The 14,839-nt window shown below is 70.9% G+C and carries 16 protein-coding genes and 1 pseudogene; 12 read left to right on the forward strand and 5 right to left on the reverse strand.

The window, feature by feature from the left end:
- Window positions 1-33: 33 nt before the first annotated feature.
- The 11 genes and pseudogenes from H286_RS0100530 (at window position 34) to H286_RS0100580 (ending at window position 5,682) form a co-directional block, all read left to right on the forward strand.
- A complete protein-coding gene (locus H286_RS0100530; RefSeq protein WP_020096694.1) occupies window positions 34-375 on the forward strand; it encodes a DUF6054 family protein in 342 nt (113 codons plus the stop codon).
- A 7-nt stretch (window positions 376-382) separates the two neighbouring features.
- Window positions 383-1,422 (forward strand): annotated as a pseudogene (locus H286_RS14735) (DNA glycosylase AlkZ-like family protein).
- 168 nt (window positions 1,423-1,590) lie between these two features.
- Window positions 1,591-2,109, forward strand: coding sequence for an RNA polymerase sigma factor (locus H286_RS0100540; protein WP_269208867.1), 519 nt, complete (start codon window positions 1,591-1,593; stop codon window positions 2,107-2,109).
- On the forward strand, window positions 2,106-2,681 hold the full coding sequence (locus tag H286_RS0100545; RefSeq protein WP_231370863.1) for an Asp23/Gls24 family envelope stress response protein: 576 nt from the start codon (window positions 2,106-2,108) through the stop codon (window positions 2,679-2,681). The genes H286_RS0100540 and H286_RS0100545 overlap by 4 nt, the downstream gene beginning before the upstream one ends.
- 4 nt (window positions 2,682-2,685) lie before the next feature.
- Entirely contained in the window at window positions 2,686-3,054 is a 369-nt protein-coding gene (locus tag H286_RS0100550; RefSeq protein ID WP_020096697.1) for a hypothetical protein, read from the forward strand.
- Window positions 3,055-3,194: 140 nt separating this feature from the next.
- On the forward strand, window positions 3,195-3,665 hold the full coding sequence (locus H286_RS0100555) for an Asp23/Gls24 family envelope stress response protein (protein WP_020096698.1): 471 nt from the start codon (window positions 3,195-3,197) through the stop codon (window positions 3,663-3,665).
- Complete coding sequence (locus H286_RS0100560) at window positions 3,662-3,850, forward strand: DUF2273 domain-containing protein (protein WP_018188818.1); 189 nt, start codon at window positions 3,662-3,664, stop codon at window positions 3,848-3,850. Before H286_RS0100555 ends, H286_RS0100560 begins: the two co-directional genes overlap by 4 nt.
- A complete protein-coding gene (locus H286_RS0100565; protein WP_018188817.1) occupies window positions 3,850-4,245 on the forward strand; it encodes a hypothetical protein in 396 nt (131 codons plus the stop codon). The genes H286_RS0100560 and H286_RS0100565 overlap by 1 nt, the downstream gene beginning before the upstream one ends.
- Complete coding sequence (locus H286_RS0100570) at window positions 4,242-4,826, forward strand: DUF6286 domain-containing protein (RefSeq protein WP_018188816.1); 585 nt, start codon at window positions 4,242-4,244, stop codon at window positions 4,824-4,826. Before H286_RS0100565 ends, H286_RS0100570 begins: the two co-directional genes overlap by 4 nt.
- Window positions 4,823-5,437: a hypothetical protein gene (locus H286_RS0100575; protein ID WP_018188815.1), complete on the forward strand. Its 615-nt coding sequence runs from the start codon at window positions 4,823-4,825 to the stop codon at window positions 5,435-5,437. The genes H286_RS0100570 and H286_RS0100575 overlap by 4 nt, the downstream gene beginning before the upstream one ends.
- A 68-nt stretch (window positions 5,438-5,505) precedes the next feature.
- Entirely contained in the window at window positions 5,506-5,682 is a 177-nt protein-coding gene (locus tag H286_RS0100580; protein ID WP_018188814.1) for a CsbD family protein, read from the forward strand.
- A gap of 82 nt (window positions 5,683-5,764) precedes the next feature.
- Here H286_RS0100580 and efeB read toward each other — a convergent pair whose 3' ends face one another.
- The 4 genes from efeB to H286_RS0100600 all read right to left on the reverse strand — a co-directional run bounded on the left by efeB (window position 5,765) and on the right by H286_RS0100600 (window position 10,837).
- The gene (efeB, locus tag H286_RS0100585; RefSeq protein WP_020096699.1) at window positions 5,765-7,069 is read right to left on the reverse strand and encodes an iron uptake transporter deferrochelatase/peroxidase subunit; all 1,305 of its coding nucleotides are present in this window, start codon (window positions 7,067-7,069) and stop codon (window positions 5,765-5,767) included.
- Window positions 7,066-8,304, reverse strand: a complete 1,239-nt coding sequence (efeO, locus tag H286_RS0100590) for an iron uptake system protein EfeO (protein WP_020096700.1) — start codon at window positions 8,302-8,304, stop codon at window positions 7,066-7,068. Before efeO ends, efeB begins: the two co-directional genes overlap by 4 nt.
- Complete coding sequence (efeU, locus tag H286_RS0100595) at window positions 8,301-9,251, reverse strand: iron uptake transporter permease EfeU (protein ID WP_020096701.1); 951 nt, start codon at window positions 9,249-9,251, stop codon at window positions 8,301-8,303. Before efeU ends, efeO begins: the two co-directional genes overlap by 4 nt.
- 152 nt (window positions 9,252-9,403) lie before the next feature.
- Complete coding sequence (locus H286_RS0100600) at window positions 9,404-10,837, reverse strand: helix-turn-helix transcriptional regulator (RefSeq protein ID WP_020096702.1); 1,434 nt, start codon at window positions 10,835-10,837, stop codon at window positions 9,404-9,406.
- A gap of 110 nt (window positions 10,838-10,947) precedes the next feature.
- On the opposite strand from H286_RS0100600, the gene H286_RS0100605 reads away from it, so the two are divergent.
- Window positions 10,948-12,849 carry a phosphoenolpyruvate carboxykinase (GTP) gene (locus H286_RS0100605; protein ID WP_020096703.1) on the forward strand — a complete coding sequence of 634 codons (1,902 nt, stop codon included), beginning with the start codon at window positions 10,948-10,950 and terminating at the stop codon, window positions 12,847-12,849.
- A gap of 95 nt (window positions 12,850-12,944) precedes the next feature.
- On the opposite strand, the gene H286_RS0100610 is transcribed toward H286_RS0100605, so the two are convergent.
- Window positions 12,945-14,819 (reverse strand): ABC transporter ATP-binding protein, encoded by a 1,875-nt coding sequence (locus H286_RS0100610; RefSeq protein ID WP_020096704.1) that lies wholly within the window; start codon window positions 14,817-14,819, stop codon window positions 12,945-12,947.
- Window positions 14,820-14,839 lie beyond the last annotated feature (20 nt).

Here is a 14,839-nt window from a genome sequence, read left to right on the forward strand (position 1 = left end):
CGCGAACGGGGACGTCCGTGGCACACTGCGGTCATGCTGCAGACGATGGAGATCAGCCTCTCGCCGTTCGACGCCGCCCGGATCGTGCTCGACCACGTGCAGTCGTCGGGAATGACGGTGGAGTGCGTGGGTCAGCACGCGACCGCGACGGAGGCCGGGCATCAGACCGCGCTCCTGATCTTCGAGAAGTACTACATGCGCACCAGCAGCCGGGCGTCGCTGACGGTCCTGCTCGAGAACCTCGCCGGTCGCACGAAGGCCGTGTTCCGGGGATCTGGGGGAGGGGAGGGCGCCCTGTTCCGGTTCGACTGGGGGGCGAGCGCCGACTTCGCCGCGAGCGTCGTCGATGCGCTCCAGCCCTACGCGACCGACTGAACCGCAGATGGATGCCGCGCAGATCCGACTCCGTCGACTCCGCTCGCACCTGCTCGTCGAGCCCGCCGCGACCGTCCCCGACGTCGCGCGCCGGCTGTTCGCCGTGCAGGCGCAGGACTTCGCGGCCGGTCGCTGGGCGCTCGGCATCCGCACCTCCGGCGGCCCCGCCGTCGGCGACGTCGACCGCGCGTTCGACGCGGGGCTCCTGGTGCGCGCGTGGACGCAGCGCGGCACCCTCCACATCGTGGAGCCCGGTTCGGTGGGGGCGATCCTCGACGTGACGGGGGAGCGGCAGACGCGGGCGTACGGCATCGACCCGGGAGTGCTCGATCGTGGCGAACGCGTCTTCCGGTCCGCCCTCGCCGCAGAGGCGCCCTTGACCAGGCCGCGTTCGTCGACGCCCTGCAGCGGGACGGCGTTGCGGGGTCCGTCGCTGCGGGCACGCGCATCCTCACCGCCCTGTCGATCCGCGGGGTGCTCGCGCTCGGCCCTGTCGTCCCGCGCGACGAGGGTGTCGCCCGTGAGCAGTACCTCGTCGCCCTCCCACCCCGAGGCCCGGCCGGCGACGACCCGGCCGTCGATCTCCTCGTGGCCTACCTGCGCGGACACGGGCCCGCGACCGGTGCGGACTTCGCCTGGTGGGCGGGGCTTCCGGCGGGGCAGGCCCGGGGAGCCGCCGAGCGTGCGGGCGACCGCGTCGTGGCCCTCGGCGGGGAGCTCCTCGACGTGCCCGACGAGCCGACCACCGCGGTGCCCGCCCCGGCCCTCCCGGGCACGATCGCGCTCCCGGCCTTCGACGAATACGTCCTCTCGTACGCCGACCGCTCGATCGGGATGGGTGCCGGTGATCGCATGAACGTCGGCCCCACCGCCAACGGGATGGTGCGTCCGGTCATCCTCCGCGGTGGTGTCGCGGTCGGCACCTGGAGCCTCTCGCTCGCGGTGGGAAGTTCGGGCATCCCCGCCGCGACCCTGTTCGACGGGGAGTCGGATGCCGGGGTGGGTGACGCGCTCGCACGCGTGGGTGGCTTCTTCGGCCGCCAATAGCGAGTGCGGAGTCGTGGCGCAAGCGGTTCTTCGTGCCGTTCCGCCCGATTAGCGTGCTCTCGAGCCCGCTGATCCTGGCGGCCGTGTCGGAGGGAGTGCATCATCGACTCCCCGCTGCGCGATTCTCCCCGGCGCGACACCTCGTCGCTTCGCGATGCACCCGACCGGATCCTCGTCCAGCGCGCCGTCGACGGCGACACGGCAGCTTTCGGAGAGATCCTCCGGCGTCACTCCTCTCTCGTGCGCGCCTACGTCTACCGCATCGTCGGGTCGGTCGCCGACACCGACGACGTCGTGCAGGACGCGTTCGTGACGGCATGGAAGCAGCTCCCGACGCTCCGCGATCCGTCGGCCGTGAAATCGTGGCTGATGCGGATCGCCGGCCGGGAGGCGCTCGCCCTCGCGACCCGGAGATCGCGAGAGGATGCTCTCGACGAGGCCGTCCTTCCGCCGTCCTCGCATGCGCAGCCCGAGCGCGCGGCGATCCAGAACGACCGCCTCGCGGCCCTCTCGCGGGCGCTCGACCGACTGAAGGAGGATCAACGCCGATGCTGGCTGCTGCGTGAAGTCGCAGAGCTCAGCTACGCCGAGATCGCAGAAGAGATGAACATGACCGACAGCACCGTCCGGGGACTGCTCGCACGGGCCCGGGCGAGCATCGCGATCGAGATGGAGGGGTGGCGATGAACGACGACGACACTCTCGAGTGCGGCCGCTCCGTCGACGAGCTCAGCAGCTACGTCGAGTCCGGTCGCACGCCCCGCGACCCCCACATCGAGTCGTGCCCCGACTGTCTGAACGTCATCGAGGCCCTGGAGCGGGTCGGCCAGCTCTCCCGGGACCTAGTCGCCGACGATGCCGAGCGGATGCCGCGACCCCCCGAGAGCTGGTTCGAGGGGATCCTTTCGGTCATCCACTCCGAGCTGCGCGCGGGTCGCAGCTTCCCCATCCACCACCCCGACCCCCGCGTGACGATCACGGTCACCGAGGGGGCCGTCCGCTCGCTCGTGCGCTCGAGTGCCGACCAACTCGACGGGATCTACCTCGGGCGCACCGAGATCGTGGGCGATGCCGAGACCCCGGGCGCCCCGGTCCGCATAGAGCTCACCGCCTCCGTCGCCTGGGGCAAGTCGATTCCCGAGCTCACGGCGAGCCTTCGCGAGCTCGTCTACCGCGTCCTCGCCGAGCACACCGAGCTCAACGTCACCGCTGTCAACGTCGCCGTCGAGGAGCTCCACGGCACAGAAGGGAAGGAGTGACGCCATGACCCGGGTCCCCTCCATCGGTCAGCCCCCCATCGGGCAACCCTCCGACGAGCCGATCGACGCGTCCGCCGGCCAGCCCGATCTCGTCGCCCGCATCCGTGCCGTCGACGGCGTCACCGACGTCTACTCGCCCCGTTCCACCGTCGCTCGCATCCCCGGTCTCATCGCCGCCGCCGCCGGCGCGGACGGGGATCGCATGGCGGAGGTCGCCGTGACCGTTCGCGACGGGATGCCGCTGGTCGCCGCGCGGATCGCGACCGCGTCGCACGACAACACCCCGAACGCGGCCCGCCGCGTGGCCGACGCGCTGATCGCGAACACCCCGGACGACGCGCGGATCAGCATCCAGATCGCCCGGATCCACTGACGCCGAGAGCTGTCGCAGAACTTCTCCGAACTTTTTTGTGACGAATCGGGACGCCCGGACCTCTTATGTACGAGGCCGAAAGCAACGGCCCGCGCCGCACCCACAGTGCGTCGGAAGATCGTTCGAGAAAGAGGAGAACCATGGCTACCGAGACCCCCGCGACCACCACCCCCGCCGTGCCCGGCGCACGCGTCGACCGTTCGCTGCCGAAGGCCGACGAGACCTCGTCGACCACCGCCGGCACGACCGTCATCTCCGACGGCGTCGTGGCCAAGGTCGCCGGCATCGCCGCTCGTGAGATCCCCGGCGTCCACGCTCTCGGTGGCGGCGGAGCCCGCGCCCTCGGCGCGATCCGAAACGCCATCAACGCTCAGGACCTCGGTCAGGGCGTCAAGGTCGAGGTCGGCGAGACCCAGGCCGCCGTCGACCTGACGATCGTCGTCGAGTACCCGACCCCCGTCCACCAGGTCGCTTCGCAGGTCCGTGACGCCGTCGCCGGCGCCATCACGCGCCTCGTCGGACTCGAGGTCGTCGAGGTCAACGTCACCGTCGACGACGTCCACATCCCGGGCGACGAGGACGAGCAGCACGAGGAGTCGCGCGTCTCATGAGCACCACGCTGATCGGCGCCCTGACCGGCGCCATCCTCGCCGTCGTGGGCCTCGCGTTCGGGTTCTGGGGATTCCTCCTCACCGCCCTGTTCATGGCGATCGGCGCCGTCGTGGGCCGCATCGCCTCGGGCAAGCTCGACGTGCGGGCCGTGACCGACGCCTTCACGGGACGGCGCACCTCCTGATGCGTACCGACACCGACGGAACGGCGGGCGGCGGGTCCTCGCGACCCGCCGCCGCGGCCCCCGGCGTCGCCGGCCGTACCGAGGTCGCCGAGCGTGTGCTCGTCGGCATCGCACGGGCGGTGTCCGCCGATGTCATCGGCGTCCCGCGGGGCGAGATCTCCGTGGGTGTCGCCGACCGACGGGACGGCATGGCTCTGAAGGTATCGAGCCCTCTCCCCGTCCCCGACCTCGATGATCTGGACGCGGTGCGGAGCACCGTCCCCGTCCTCGAGCGCGCCTCGCAGATGCAGGAGCAGCTGCGCGAGCGACTGACCCACCTCCTCGGGCGCGACATCGCCCGAATCGACGTCACCGTGACCGGTGCCCGGACCCCGGAAAGGAAGCGTGTGCGATGACCACCCCTGTGCTGCGTCGCGTTGTGCGCCGCGAGACCCATTCGCCGCGCAGCGTCGCCTTCGCCCTCGTCGTCCTGGTCGCGATCATCCTGGCCCTGTACGTCGCCGTCGAGCTCGTGCTGGCCCTCGCGGCCCAGCCCGCACTTCTGGTGCGCCCTGTGGCGGCGCTGGAGTGGCTGGCCGGACTCCCCGGCAACGCCCCGGTGGCGGCCGGTGTCGCCGGCGGGCTCGTCGTGGCCGCGATCGGGCTGTGGCTCGTGGTCCTGGCCGTCGCGCCGGGCCGTCTGTCCAAGCACGAAGTGGATGCCGGTGGCCGCGTCGCCGTCATCGACAACGGCGTCCTCGCCGCGGCGCTCGCCCAGCGGGTGAGCGACGAGATCGGCGTCGCCCGCGACCGTGTGACGGTCGGGGTCGCCCACCGGAGCGTCGACGTCACCGTCCGTCCCGGAGCCGGCATCCCGGTCGACAAGACCCAGGTCACCTCGCTGGCCGATGCGGAGATCGCCGCGCTGAAGCTGGCGCGCCCTGTTCGCACCCGCGTGCGGATCGCGCGCCCCGACGATGAGGAGAAGGCGGCATGAACGACACCAACCGTGCACTCAACCGCACCGTCCTGATGATCGTCGGCGTGATCCTGCTGATCGGCGGGGGCGCGGCGGCCACGGCGGCGGCCCTCCCGGCCGTCGGCGACGTGTGGACCTCCTCCGGAAAGGCCGCCGTCGACGCACTCCGCGCCGCGGGCGACGCCACCGCGATCCCCGGCACCGCGCTCAGCTGGGCGGTCATCGGTGCGGCGGTCATCGCGATCGTGATCGCGGTCGTCCTCTTCGCCAGTCTCACGACTCTCGTGAGCCGGCGTTCCCGCACCGTCCTCCGCTCGAGCGGCTCGCAGACGCCGCTCGGCCGGGTCACGATCACCGAGGGCTTCGCGGCGGACGCCGTGAAGAATTCCCTCGCCCGTGAGGGCGACGTGGTCGCGGCATCCGTCACTGCGCACACGGTCCGCGACGAGCCCGTGCTCCACGTGAGCATCACGGCCCGTCAGGGAGCCGACCCCCGTCGCGTCGTCGATCACGTCGATCGGCTGATGGACGGCCTGGCAGCCGTGACCGGCGCAGACACCGCCGCCTACATCTCGATCCACGGCGGCCTGCGCAGCAGGTTCGCCTCGGACGCCGCGCGGGTCAGCTGATCCACCGATCGAACCACCGGTCCAGGCACCGGTTTCCCCCCCACCACCGATAGAGAAAGGAGACCCTCATGGGACTCGACGACAAGATCAAGAACGCCGCTCAGGACATCGCCGGCAAGGCGAAGGAAGCGATCGGCAAGGCCACCGACAACGACAAGCTCGTTGCTGAAGGCAAGGCCGACCAGACGAAGGCCGACGCCAAGAAGGCCGGCGAGAACGTGAAGGACGCCTTCAAGAAGGACTGACCTTCACCACTCGCGCTGTTCGGGCGCGCGAGTCGAGCGGGGAGCACACGGGGACTGTGCTCCCCGCTTTCGTGTGCCCGGGTCAGGCGAACAGTTCCGCGCCCACGTACGAGCCGTCCCCCGCGCCGCGGGGCACCGCCCAGATGCCCGACGCGATGTGACGCACGTACTCGTTCATGAGGTCAGTCGACAGGGCGCGTTGGAGCGTCACGAACTGGTCCGGGCTCCGTTGGTACGAGAGGAAGAACAGTCCCGCGTCGAGGCGGCCGAGGTCGGTGTTGCCGTCGACGTAGTTGTAGCCGCGCCGCAGGATGCGGATGCCGTTGTTCAGGTCGGGATGGGCGAGGCGCACGTGCGAGGCCCGGTCGATCGCGGGGGCACCGGCGGCATCCGTGGTGCCGAAGTCGGGCGCGGTCGTCTCGACGCCGCCCGAGAGCGGAGCGCCCTGCGCCTTGTCGCGTCCGATGATCCGCTGCTGCTCCGACAGTCGCACGCGGTCCCACGTCTCGATGAGCATCGCGACCTTGCGGGCCACGAGGTACGAGCCGCCGGCCAGCCACGCCGGAGCGTCGTCCTCGGCGACCCACACGTGGTCGGCGAGGGCGCTCGTGTCGTCCGCGAGGATGTTCGCCGTACCGTCCTTGAAGCCGAAGAGGTTCCGCGGCGTCGCCTGCGCGGCGGTCGTCTTCGAGGTCTTTCCGAAGCCGAGCTGCGACCAGCGCAGCCGCGCACGCCCGAAGGCGATCCGGCTGAGGTTGCGGATCGCGTGCACGGCGACCTGCGGATCGTCGGCGCACGCCTGGATGCAGAGGTCGCCCCCCGAGACGGACGGGTCGAGGTCGTCGCCGAGGAACGCCGGCAGTTTCGCGAGGCCCGCCGGGCGCAGCCGGGCGAGCCCGTACCGGTCCTCGCCGCTGTCGGTCGAGAACAGGGTCGGGCCCAGGCCGAAGGTGATCGTCAGGCCGGATGCCGGCAGCCCCAGCGCCTCACCGGTGTCGTCCGGCGGCGCCTCGGGCGACCCTCCGACGGCGCCGCTGGCGCTCACGTCGAGACCCTGCGTCATCCTCGCCGCCGCGTAGCTCCAGTCCTTCAGGAGCGACTGCAGGTCGTCCCGGCTCGAGCCCGCCATCATGTCGAAGGCGGCGAAGTGCAGGTGGTCTTGCATCGGTGTCGTGATCCCCGCCTGGTGCGTCCCGAAGAAGGGGTGGACGGATGCCGCCCCCTCCTGCTCCGCACGTTCGCGCCCGACCGCGACGCCGATCGCGGAGCCCGCGCCGGCGCCGAGCGCGAGGCCCGCGGCGCCGACCCCGGCGGCGAGACCGAACAGGCCGCGCCTGCTGAGCGACGGGCGGGCGGTCTCTTCTGAGGGCGAGTCCTCGGTGGTCATTGCAGGACGGTGGAGGTCAGGCGGGACAGCGGCTCGGCCAGCGCGTTGATCAGGTCGGTGAGCTCGCGCTTGTCGTCCTCGGTGAGGGTCTTGTAGGCGACGAAGCCCTTCTCGAGCGAGCCATGGGCGGCGAGGGCGGCGTTCAAGTCGTCGTAGCGCCGCGCGATCTCCGTCGAGAGCGTCTTCCCATCGGATCCGGCGGCCGACGCGAAGTCGCGAACGAGCGAGAACGCCATCTTCGAGCCCTCGACGTTCGCGGCGAAGTCCGACAGGTCGGTGCCCGACCACCAGTCCTCCTCGCCGCTGATCTTGCCGGTCGCCACCTCGTCGAGCAGGGCGATCGCGCCGTTGGAGATCCCGGCGACGCCCTGGGCGTCGAGCGCCTTCTGGAACGCGTCGGAGTGGACGTAGTCGTTGAGTTCGCCGACGTCCGCGACCAGCTTGTCGCCGTACGTCGCGCGTTCCTGCGTGGTCGACGGAGCCCAGTCCTGCCACGCCGGCGTCTCGCCGTCGGCGTTCAGCGCGTCCTTCTCCGGGACCCACAGGTCCTTCTCGATGCGGTGGAAGCCGGTCCATTCGAGGCCCTCGGCCACGGCATCCACTTCGCGGTAGTCGATGCGCGGGTCGAGGTCGCCGAGGGATTCGGCGACCGGCTCGATGCGCTCGTAGAACGCGCGCACCGTCGGGAACTGCGCGCGCGCCTCGTCGTCCCGCCCCGACTCGTAGGCGGTCGTGAAGGCGTCGACGGCGGGGACGAGCTGCTCGACCTGGTCCTTGACGAACGCGGCGTAGAGGTCGACGGCCTTCTGCTTCTGCTCGGCGTCGTCGCCGGTGGCGGCGACCGCCCCGCCGGTGACGCTGAAATCAGCGCGCCCGACGCCCTCGCCGACCATGCCCGGCTTGCAGAGCGTCTTGTACTTCCCCGGCTGCGCGACGACGGTCAGGGTCCGCTCGGCGCCGGGTGAGATGTTCTCGACTTCGCCGATGATGCGCAGCCCGTCCTCGGCGAGCAGGTAGAACTCGCTCACCTGGGAGCTCTTGTTCGACACCGCGAAGGTCAGCGTTCCGCTCTTCGCAGTCGCCGTCGAGACGTCGCAGGAGGTATCCGTCGAGGTCACTGTGAGAGCGTCCGTGCTCGTCCCGTCGGTCTTCGCGACGCAGCCCGAGAGGGCGACGGTGCTGACGGCCACGAGGGCGAGGGCGGCATGCGCCGTGGTGAGGCGGGGGCGGGTCATGATGCTCCTTGGGATGCGTGACGGGATGCGAAGGTGCCGGCGGATGTCGCAGGCGCAGGGCGCGGGCGCGGGAACAGGCCCCGGACGAAGAACGTGCCGACGACGGCGAGGTACAGCCCCCAGGCGATCACCTGCAGCCAGGTCATCTCGGGCATGAAGCCGACGGTCGCCTGGAGGAGCGCGGCGATCGCGCTGCCGGGAGGGAGCTGCGCGCTCAGGTCGAAGGCCCAGCCGAACGGGAACCCGGCGACGCCGACGCCGACGCCACCGGTGGCGGGGTCGATGGTCGCGGCATCCGAGAAGGGGCCGGGGAGGGCGCCCGACTCCTGCAGGTCGTGGAAGGCGTAGGCGAGCACACCTGCGGCGACGACGACGAGGAAGCCGCCCGTCCACGCGAAGAAGCGGCGGAGGTCGAGACGTACGGCGCCGCGGGCGAGCAGCCATCCGAGCAGGACGGCGACGGCGAGGCCGAGCACGGCGCCGAGCCAGCCCGGGCCTTCCTGGCCGGCGGTCTGCACCATGGACCAGAGGAAGAGCGTCGTCTCGATGCCTTCGCGCGCCACCGATACGAAGCCGATCAGGACGATGCCCCAGAAGCCGCCCATCGCGAGTGCGCGATCGATGCCGCTCTCGAGATGGGAGCGCATGGTGCGCGCGGTCCGCTGCATCCAGAAGATCATCCAGGTCACCATGCCGACGGCCAGGAGGGAGAGGATGCCGCCGAGGAGCTCCTGGGCCTGGAAGGTGAGGGCGTAGGCGCCGAAGGTGAGGACGGCGCCGATGACGAGGACGAGCGCTGCCGCGAGTCCCACTCCGGCCCAGAGCTTCGGGAGGACGTCGCGGCGGTCGATCCGGACGAGGTAGGCGACGAGGATGCCGACGACGAGCGCGGCCTCCAGGCCTTCGCGGAGGCCGATGAGGAAGGGAGGGAGGAGCGAGGCGAGCACGGGATCTCTTCGGGTGTTCGGGAGTGAGGCCGGTGCCTGCTGCCCCGTCGCAGCCCGTCCGCGGGACCCGCTGCGCGACGTCGCAGATTAGGTTAGGCGAACCTCACTCGCGAGAGCGTACACCCGCCGCACGGCGGCGCTCAACACGGCGTTCAGGCGTGTCGGTCCAGGAACGCGTAGACCTCGCCGTCGTCGACGCCGGGGAACATCCCCCGCGGAAGGGGCGAGAACATCTGCATGTGCACGCGGGCGCTCGGCCATGCCTTGCCCTTCCACCGTTCGGTGAGATCGGCGTCGGGTCGCCGGCAGCAGGCTTCGTCGGGGCACGTCGAGGCCGCCCGCTTCGGCGTTTCGCGCCCGCGGAACCAGCGTGCGTCGTCGAAGGGCACCCCGACCGTGATCGAGAACTCGCCCTCCGTAGTCGAGCCGGTCTGGCTCGAGCACCAGAACGTCCCGCCGGGGGTGTCGGTGTACTGGTAGTGCTCGGTCGTCCGGTTCTGCTCCGCGAACGCGGACCGCGCCGCGAATCTGCGGCAGACCACCTGCCCCTCGACCGATCCCGTCACGTCCATCGGCAGCGGCAGCCCGTCGTTCTCGTAGACGCGGTTGATCGCGCCCGCCCCGTCGACGCGCAGGAAGTGGAGCGGGATGCCGAGGTGCTGCGTCAGGAGGTTGGTCATCCGCATCGCGGCCGCCTCGTGGGTCACGCCGAATGCGTCGCGGAAGTCCTCGACGGCCAGGTTCCGGTCCTTCTTGGCCTGGGCCAGGAAGGCGACCGACGCGGTCTCGGGCATCAGGCAGCACGCCGCGTAGTAGTTGATCTCCAGGCGCTGCTGCAGGAAGTCGGCGTAGTCGGTCGGCGGGGTGTGCCCGAGCAGACGGTGCGCCATCGCCTGGAGCGCCATCGACCGCAGGCCGTGGCCGCCGGGGATGGATGCCGGGGGCAGGTAGATCCGCCCGTTCTCGAGGTCGGTGACCGATCGTGCGGAGTGGGGGAGGTCGCTCGCGTAGATGAGTTCGAACCCGAGCTGCTCCGCCATGATGCTGACCGTGCGGTGCGTCAAGGCGCCGGTGGAGTGCCCGGCGGCTTTGAGCTTTTTCTCGGCGAGCTTCTCGATGTCGGGCAGGTAGTTGTTCTGCTCTCGCATCCGCAGGCGCAGTTCGGTGTTGGCGCGGCGGGCTTCTTCGGGTGTCGCGATCGATTCGCGTTCGCGCCGCTCGAGTTCGCGGTGGAGCGCGAGGATGCCCTCGATCGTCTCGTCCGACATCGTCTTCGTGACCTTCACCGGGGCGACGCCGAGGCGGCGGAACACGGGGCTCCGCTGCGCGCGCTCCAGGTCGAGTTCGAGGGCGGCGCGGCGGTTCGGGGGCTCCGTGGAGAGCAGGTCGGTCACGTCCGTGCCCGTCGCCGTCGCGATCGCCTGCAGGACCGACAGCTTCGGCTCGCGCTTGCCGTTCTCGATGAGGCTGAGCTGGCTCCCGGCGATGCCCACGAGCGCCCCCAGTTCGTCGAGCGTGAAGCCGTGGGCGGTCCGCTGATGCCGGATGCGGTGGCCGAGGGTCGAGAGCTGGAGGGGCGTCGCCATGAACTTGATGCTATCGAAAGAATCGCATTTCTTGACGCAGAGAACTGCGAAAAGAGTGGGCTGTTGGGGCGCACAGTGGAGGTACGCCCACCCCGACCGAGGAGCGCCGAATGGCCATCGCAGACCTGTTCACCCGCCCCACCCGTACCGGCTCGACGCCGATCGTCGCCCGCTCGACGCCGGCGCCCACCGGCATCCGTCCCGCCGTCACCGGAGAGGGCATGGCGGCCCTCCACGCGTGGGTCGACGAGATCGCGGCGCTCACGCAGCCCGCCCGCATCCACTGGGTCGACCGCTCGGCCGCCGAGAACGACGCGCTGCTGCGCCAGCAGGTCGATGAGGGCAAGCTCATCAAGCTCAACCCCGAGTGGCGCCCCGGGTCCTACCTCGCCCGCTCGCACCCGAGCGACGTCGCCCGCACCGAGGGTCGCACCTTCATCGCCTCGGAGCGTGAAGAGGATGCCGGGCCCACCAACAACTGGATCGCGCCCGACGAGATCCGCGCGACCATCGCGCCCCTGTTCGAGGGCAGCATGCGCGGCCGGACGATGTACGTCGTGGCGTTCTCGATGGGCGCCGTCGGCGGCCCGCTCTCGCACATCGGCGTGCAGGTGACCGACAGCGCCTACGCGGTCACGTCCATCGGCATCATGACGCGCGTGGGCGCCGAGGTGCTGCAGCAGATCGCCGACGGCAAGCCCTGGGTCAAGACCGTGCACTCGGTGGGCGCGCCGCTCGCTCCCGGACAGCAGGACGAGGCGTGGCCCTGCAACGACGAGAAGTACATCGTCCACTTCCCCGAGACGCTCGAGGTCTGGTCGTTCGGCTCCGGCTACGGCGGTAACGCGATCCTCGCCAAGAAGTGCTTCGCGCTGCGGATCGCCTCGGTGATCGGCCGCGACGAGGGCTGGCTCGCCGAGCACATGCTGCTCATCCGCGTCATCGACCCCGCGGGCAAGGCCTACCACGTCGCCGCAGCGTTCCCTTCGGCCTGCGGCAAGACGAACCTCGCCATGCTCCGCCCGACCATCCCCGGGTGGCGGGTCGAGACGCTCGGCGACGACATCGCCTGGCTGCGTCCGGGTGAGGACGGCCGCCTCTGGGCCATCAACCCCGAAGCCGGCTTCTTCGGCGTCGCGCCGGGGACGGGCGAATCGACGAACGTGACGGCGGTCGACACTCTCTGGGGCAACACGATCTTCACGAACGTCGCGCTCCGTCCCGACGGCGACGTGTGGTGGGAGGGCCTGACCGACGAGGCGCCGGCCGAGCTCACCGACTGGGAGGGCAAGCCCTGGACCCCGGCATCCGGTCGTCCCGCCGCCCACCCGAACTCGCGCTTCACCGTGAGTGCGGGGCAGTGCCCGCAGATCGCCGCGGACTGGGATGCCCCCGAGGGCGTCCCGCTCGACGCGATCCTGTTCGGCGGACGCCGTGCCACCAACGTCCCGCTGGTGGTCGAGGCCACCGACTGGACCCACGGCGTCTTCATGGGCTCGAACATCTCGTCCGAGCGCACCGCCGCCGCCGAGGGGCTCGTCGGCGAACTCCGCCGCGACCCCTTCGCGATGCTGCCCTTCTGCGGCTACAACATGGCGGACTACTTCGGCCACTGGCTGAAGGTCGGTCAGAAGCTGCGCTTCGACCGGGCTCCGCGCATCTTCCAGGTCAACTGGTTCCGCAAGGGCTCGGACGGGCGCTTCCTGTGGCCCGGCTTCGGCGACAACGCCCGCGTCATCGACTGGATCATCCGCCGCATCGACGGGTCGGTCGGCGCCGTGGACAGCCCCGTCGGGCGCCTGCCGAAGACCGACGACCTGAACCTCGCGGGGATCGAGGTGCCGCAGGCCGATCTCGACGAGCTGTTCGCGGTGGACCCGGCATCCTGGCTCGCCGAAGCCGACCTCACCGAGGAGTTCTACCGGACGTTCGAGGGCAAGGTCCCGCCGGCCCTCTACGCCGAGCTCGCCGCCTTGCGCTACCGTCTGCAGCGCGCGCAGCAGGAGGCCTGAGCCTCCCGCACCAGGCGTCGACCCGACGAGAACTGCTGTTCCCGGATGCCGGGAGTCGCAGTTCGCGTCGGGTCGCGGTGCGTTCGGGGGAGCCTTCAGACCAGCAGTTGGCGGGCGGCGAGGTCGCGGTAGAGCGGCACGTCGCGCACGAGCTCGTCGTGCGTGCCCTGACCCACAACGCGGCCGTGATCGAGGACGACGATGAGGTCGCTGTCGACGACCGTCGAGAGCCGATGTGCGATGACGACGAGCGTGCGACCCGCGGCGACCGCGTCGATCGCTTCGCGCATGCGCTGCTCGTTGAGGCCGTCGAGCGACGACGTCGACTCGTCGAGCAGCAGGATCGGGGGAGCGGCCAGCAGTGCCCGCGCGATGGCGAGGCGCTGACGCTCGCCACCGGAGAGCATCACGCCCGCCTCGCCCACCGGCGCTTGCAAGCGCAGAGGCGAGCGCTCGAGCACCTCGGTGAGGTTCACGGCGTCGAGCACGCGTTCGCAGTCCGCGTCGGTCGCGTTCGGGGACGCGAGGCGCAGGTTGTCGGCGATCGTGCCGGCCAGTGTGGGGGCGTCCTGTTCCACGTACCCGAGTCGGGCCCGCAGCGACAGGCGGTCGAGCGCGCGGGCATCGATGCCGTCGATGAGGATCGCGCCGGCGGTCGGGTCGTAGAACCGCTCGATGAGCGAGAGGGTCGTCGACTTGCCGGCCCCCGACGGGCCGACGAGTGCGACGCGGGCCCCGCGCGGCACCTCGAACGAGACACCTCGGAGCACGGTGGCCTCGGGTTCGGGCTCCGAGTCCTCGGGGAGGGGCGCGCGGGCGTCGGCGAGGGTCTTGATCGCCTCATCCTGCGCGCTCCGGCGGGCGCGGACGACCGCTTCGGGATAGGAGAAGTGCACGTCGCGGAACTCGATGGCGGCCGTCGAGTCGGCGGACGATGAGGCGGCGGATGCGGCGATCGCGGCATCCTCGGCCGTCTCGTCCGGCAGGTCGAGGACCTCCTGGATGCGGCCGAGCGCGCCGAGCGCCTGATTCACCGACGTGATCGCGCCGAAGAACGAGGCGAGCGGCTGCACGAGGAAGAAGAGGAACATCACGAAGACGACGAGCTGAGCGATCTCGATGGCGCCGGATGCGACGCGGAACCCGCCCACGCCGAGCACGACGAGGAGCGAGACCTGCAGGGCGATTCCCGCGACGGGGACGACGACCGCCGAGGCCTTCGCGACCTTCACGCCGGCGTCGTAGGCCTCGCTGGCCGTCGACGAGATGGTGTCCTGCTCACGGGCTTCCGCGCCCGAGGCGCGGATCGTGCGGATCGAGCCGATCGCCCGCTCGACGCCGGAGGCGAGCGCGCCCACCTTCTCCTGCTGCTCGAGCGTCGCCCGACGGATGCGGCCGCTCAGCACGACGACGACCGTCGCCGAAGCGCCGATGACGACGACGATCAGCAGCAGCAGGATCGGGTCGATGATGAGCATCGCGATGATCGCGCCGACGAAGATGAGGGCGTTGCCGATCGAGTCCGCGAACCCCTGCGTGAGGACGGCGTAGAGGAGGGTCGTGTCGGTGCCGACCCGCGAGACCAGGTCGCCGGTGCGACGCGCGTCGTACTCCTGCACGGGCAGGTGCAGGAGCTTCGCGATCAGGCGGCGGCGGCTCGAGTAGACGACCGCGGTGCCGGTGCGCTGCAGCAGGTAGTGCTGGAACCCGCCGATGAGCGAGGACACGACGACGAGGCCGACGAGGACCCAGACGAGGATGCCGAGGGCCTGGCCCGCCTGCACCCGGCCGATGACGTTCCCGACGAGGAGCGGCTGGATGAGGGTGGCGACTGCTTCGAGCACGCTGAGGACGCCGACCACCACGAGAACACGCTTGTGTTCGAGGAGGAAGGGCACGAGCTGACGGAGGCTGGCGCGGGGGCCGTCGTCCTTCGAGGGGCGGCGCAGACCGCGGCGGGGCGTGGACATCCCTCTATCTTCCTCCGTCC

This window comes from Microbacterium sp. 11MF, assembly GCF_000383475.1.
Classification (GTDB): Bacteria; Actinomycetota; Actinomycetes; order Actinomycetales; family Microbacteriaceae; genus Microbacterium; species Microbacterium aquilitoris.

What these genes read in the sequence shown, in the direction of transcription:
- efeO (WP_020096700.1), bottom strand. Translation starts at nt 8,304, where the DNA reads ATGACCCGCCCCCGCCTCACCACGGCGCATGCCGCCCTCGCCCTCGTG.
- H286_RS0100545 (WP_231370863.1), top strand. Translation starts at nt 2,106, where the DNA reads ATGAACGACGACGACACTCTCGAGTGCGGCCGCTCCGTCGACGAGCTC.
- H286_RS0100605 (WP_020096703.1), top strand. Translation starts at nt 10,948, where the DNA reads ATGGCCATCGCAGACCTGTTCACCCGCCCCACCCGTACCGGCTCGACG.
- H286_RS0100575 (WP_018188815.1), top strand. Translation starts at nt 4,823, where the DNA reads ATGAACGACACCAACCGTGCACTCAACCGCACCGTCCTGATGATCGTC.
- H286_RS0100560 (WP_018188818.1), top strand. Translation starts at nt 3,662, where the DNA reads ATGAGCACCACGCTGATCGGCGCCCTGACCGGCGCCATCCTCGCCGTC.
- H286_RS0100565 (WP_018188817.1), top strand. Translation starts at nt 3,850, where the DNA reads ATGCGTACCGACACCGACGGAACGGCGGGCGGCGGGTCCTCGCGACCC.
- H286_RS0100530 (WP_020096694.1), top strand. Translation starts at nt 34, where the DNA reads ATGCTGCAGACGATGGAGATCAGCCTCTCGCCGTTCGACGCCGCCCGG.
- efeB (WP_020096699.1), bottom strand. Translation starts at nt 7,069, where the DNA reads ATGACCACCGAGGACTCGCCCTCAGAAGAGACCGCCCGCCCGTCGCTC.
- H286_RS0100580 (WP_018188814.1), top strand. Translation starts at nt 5,506, where the DNA reads ATGGGACTCGACGACAAGATCAAGAACGCCGCTCAGGACATCGCCGGC.
- H286_RS0100555 (WP_020096698.1), top strand. Translation starts at nt 3,195, where the DNA reads ATGGCTACCGAGACCCCCGCGACCACCACCCCCGCCGTGCCCGGCGCA.
- H286_RS0100600 (WP_020096702.1), bottom strand. Translation starts at nt 10,837, where the DNA reads ATGGCGACGCCCCTCCAGCTCTCGACCCTCGGCCACCGCATCCGGCAT.
- H286_RS0100570 (WP_018188816.1), top strand. Translation starts at nt 4,242, where the DNA reads ATGACCACCCCTGTGCTGCGTCGCGTTGTGCGCCGCGAGACCCATTCG.
- H286_RS0100610 (WP_020096704.1), bottom strand. Translation starts at nt 14,819, where the DNA reads ATGTCCACGCCCCGCCGCGGTCTGCGCCGCCCCTCGAAGGACGACGGC.
- H286_RS0100550 (WP_020096697.1), top strand. Translation starts at nt 2,686, where the DNA reads ATGACCCGGGTCCCCTCCATCGGTCAGCCCCCCATCGGGCAACCCTCC.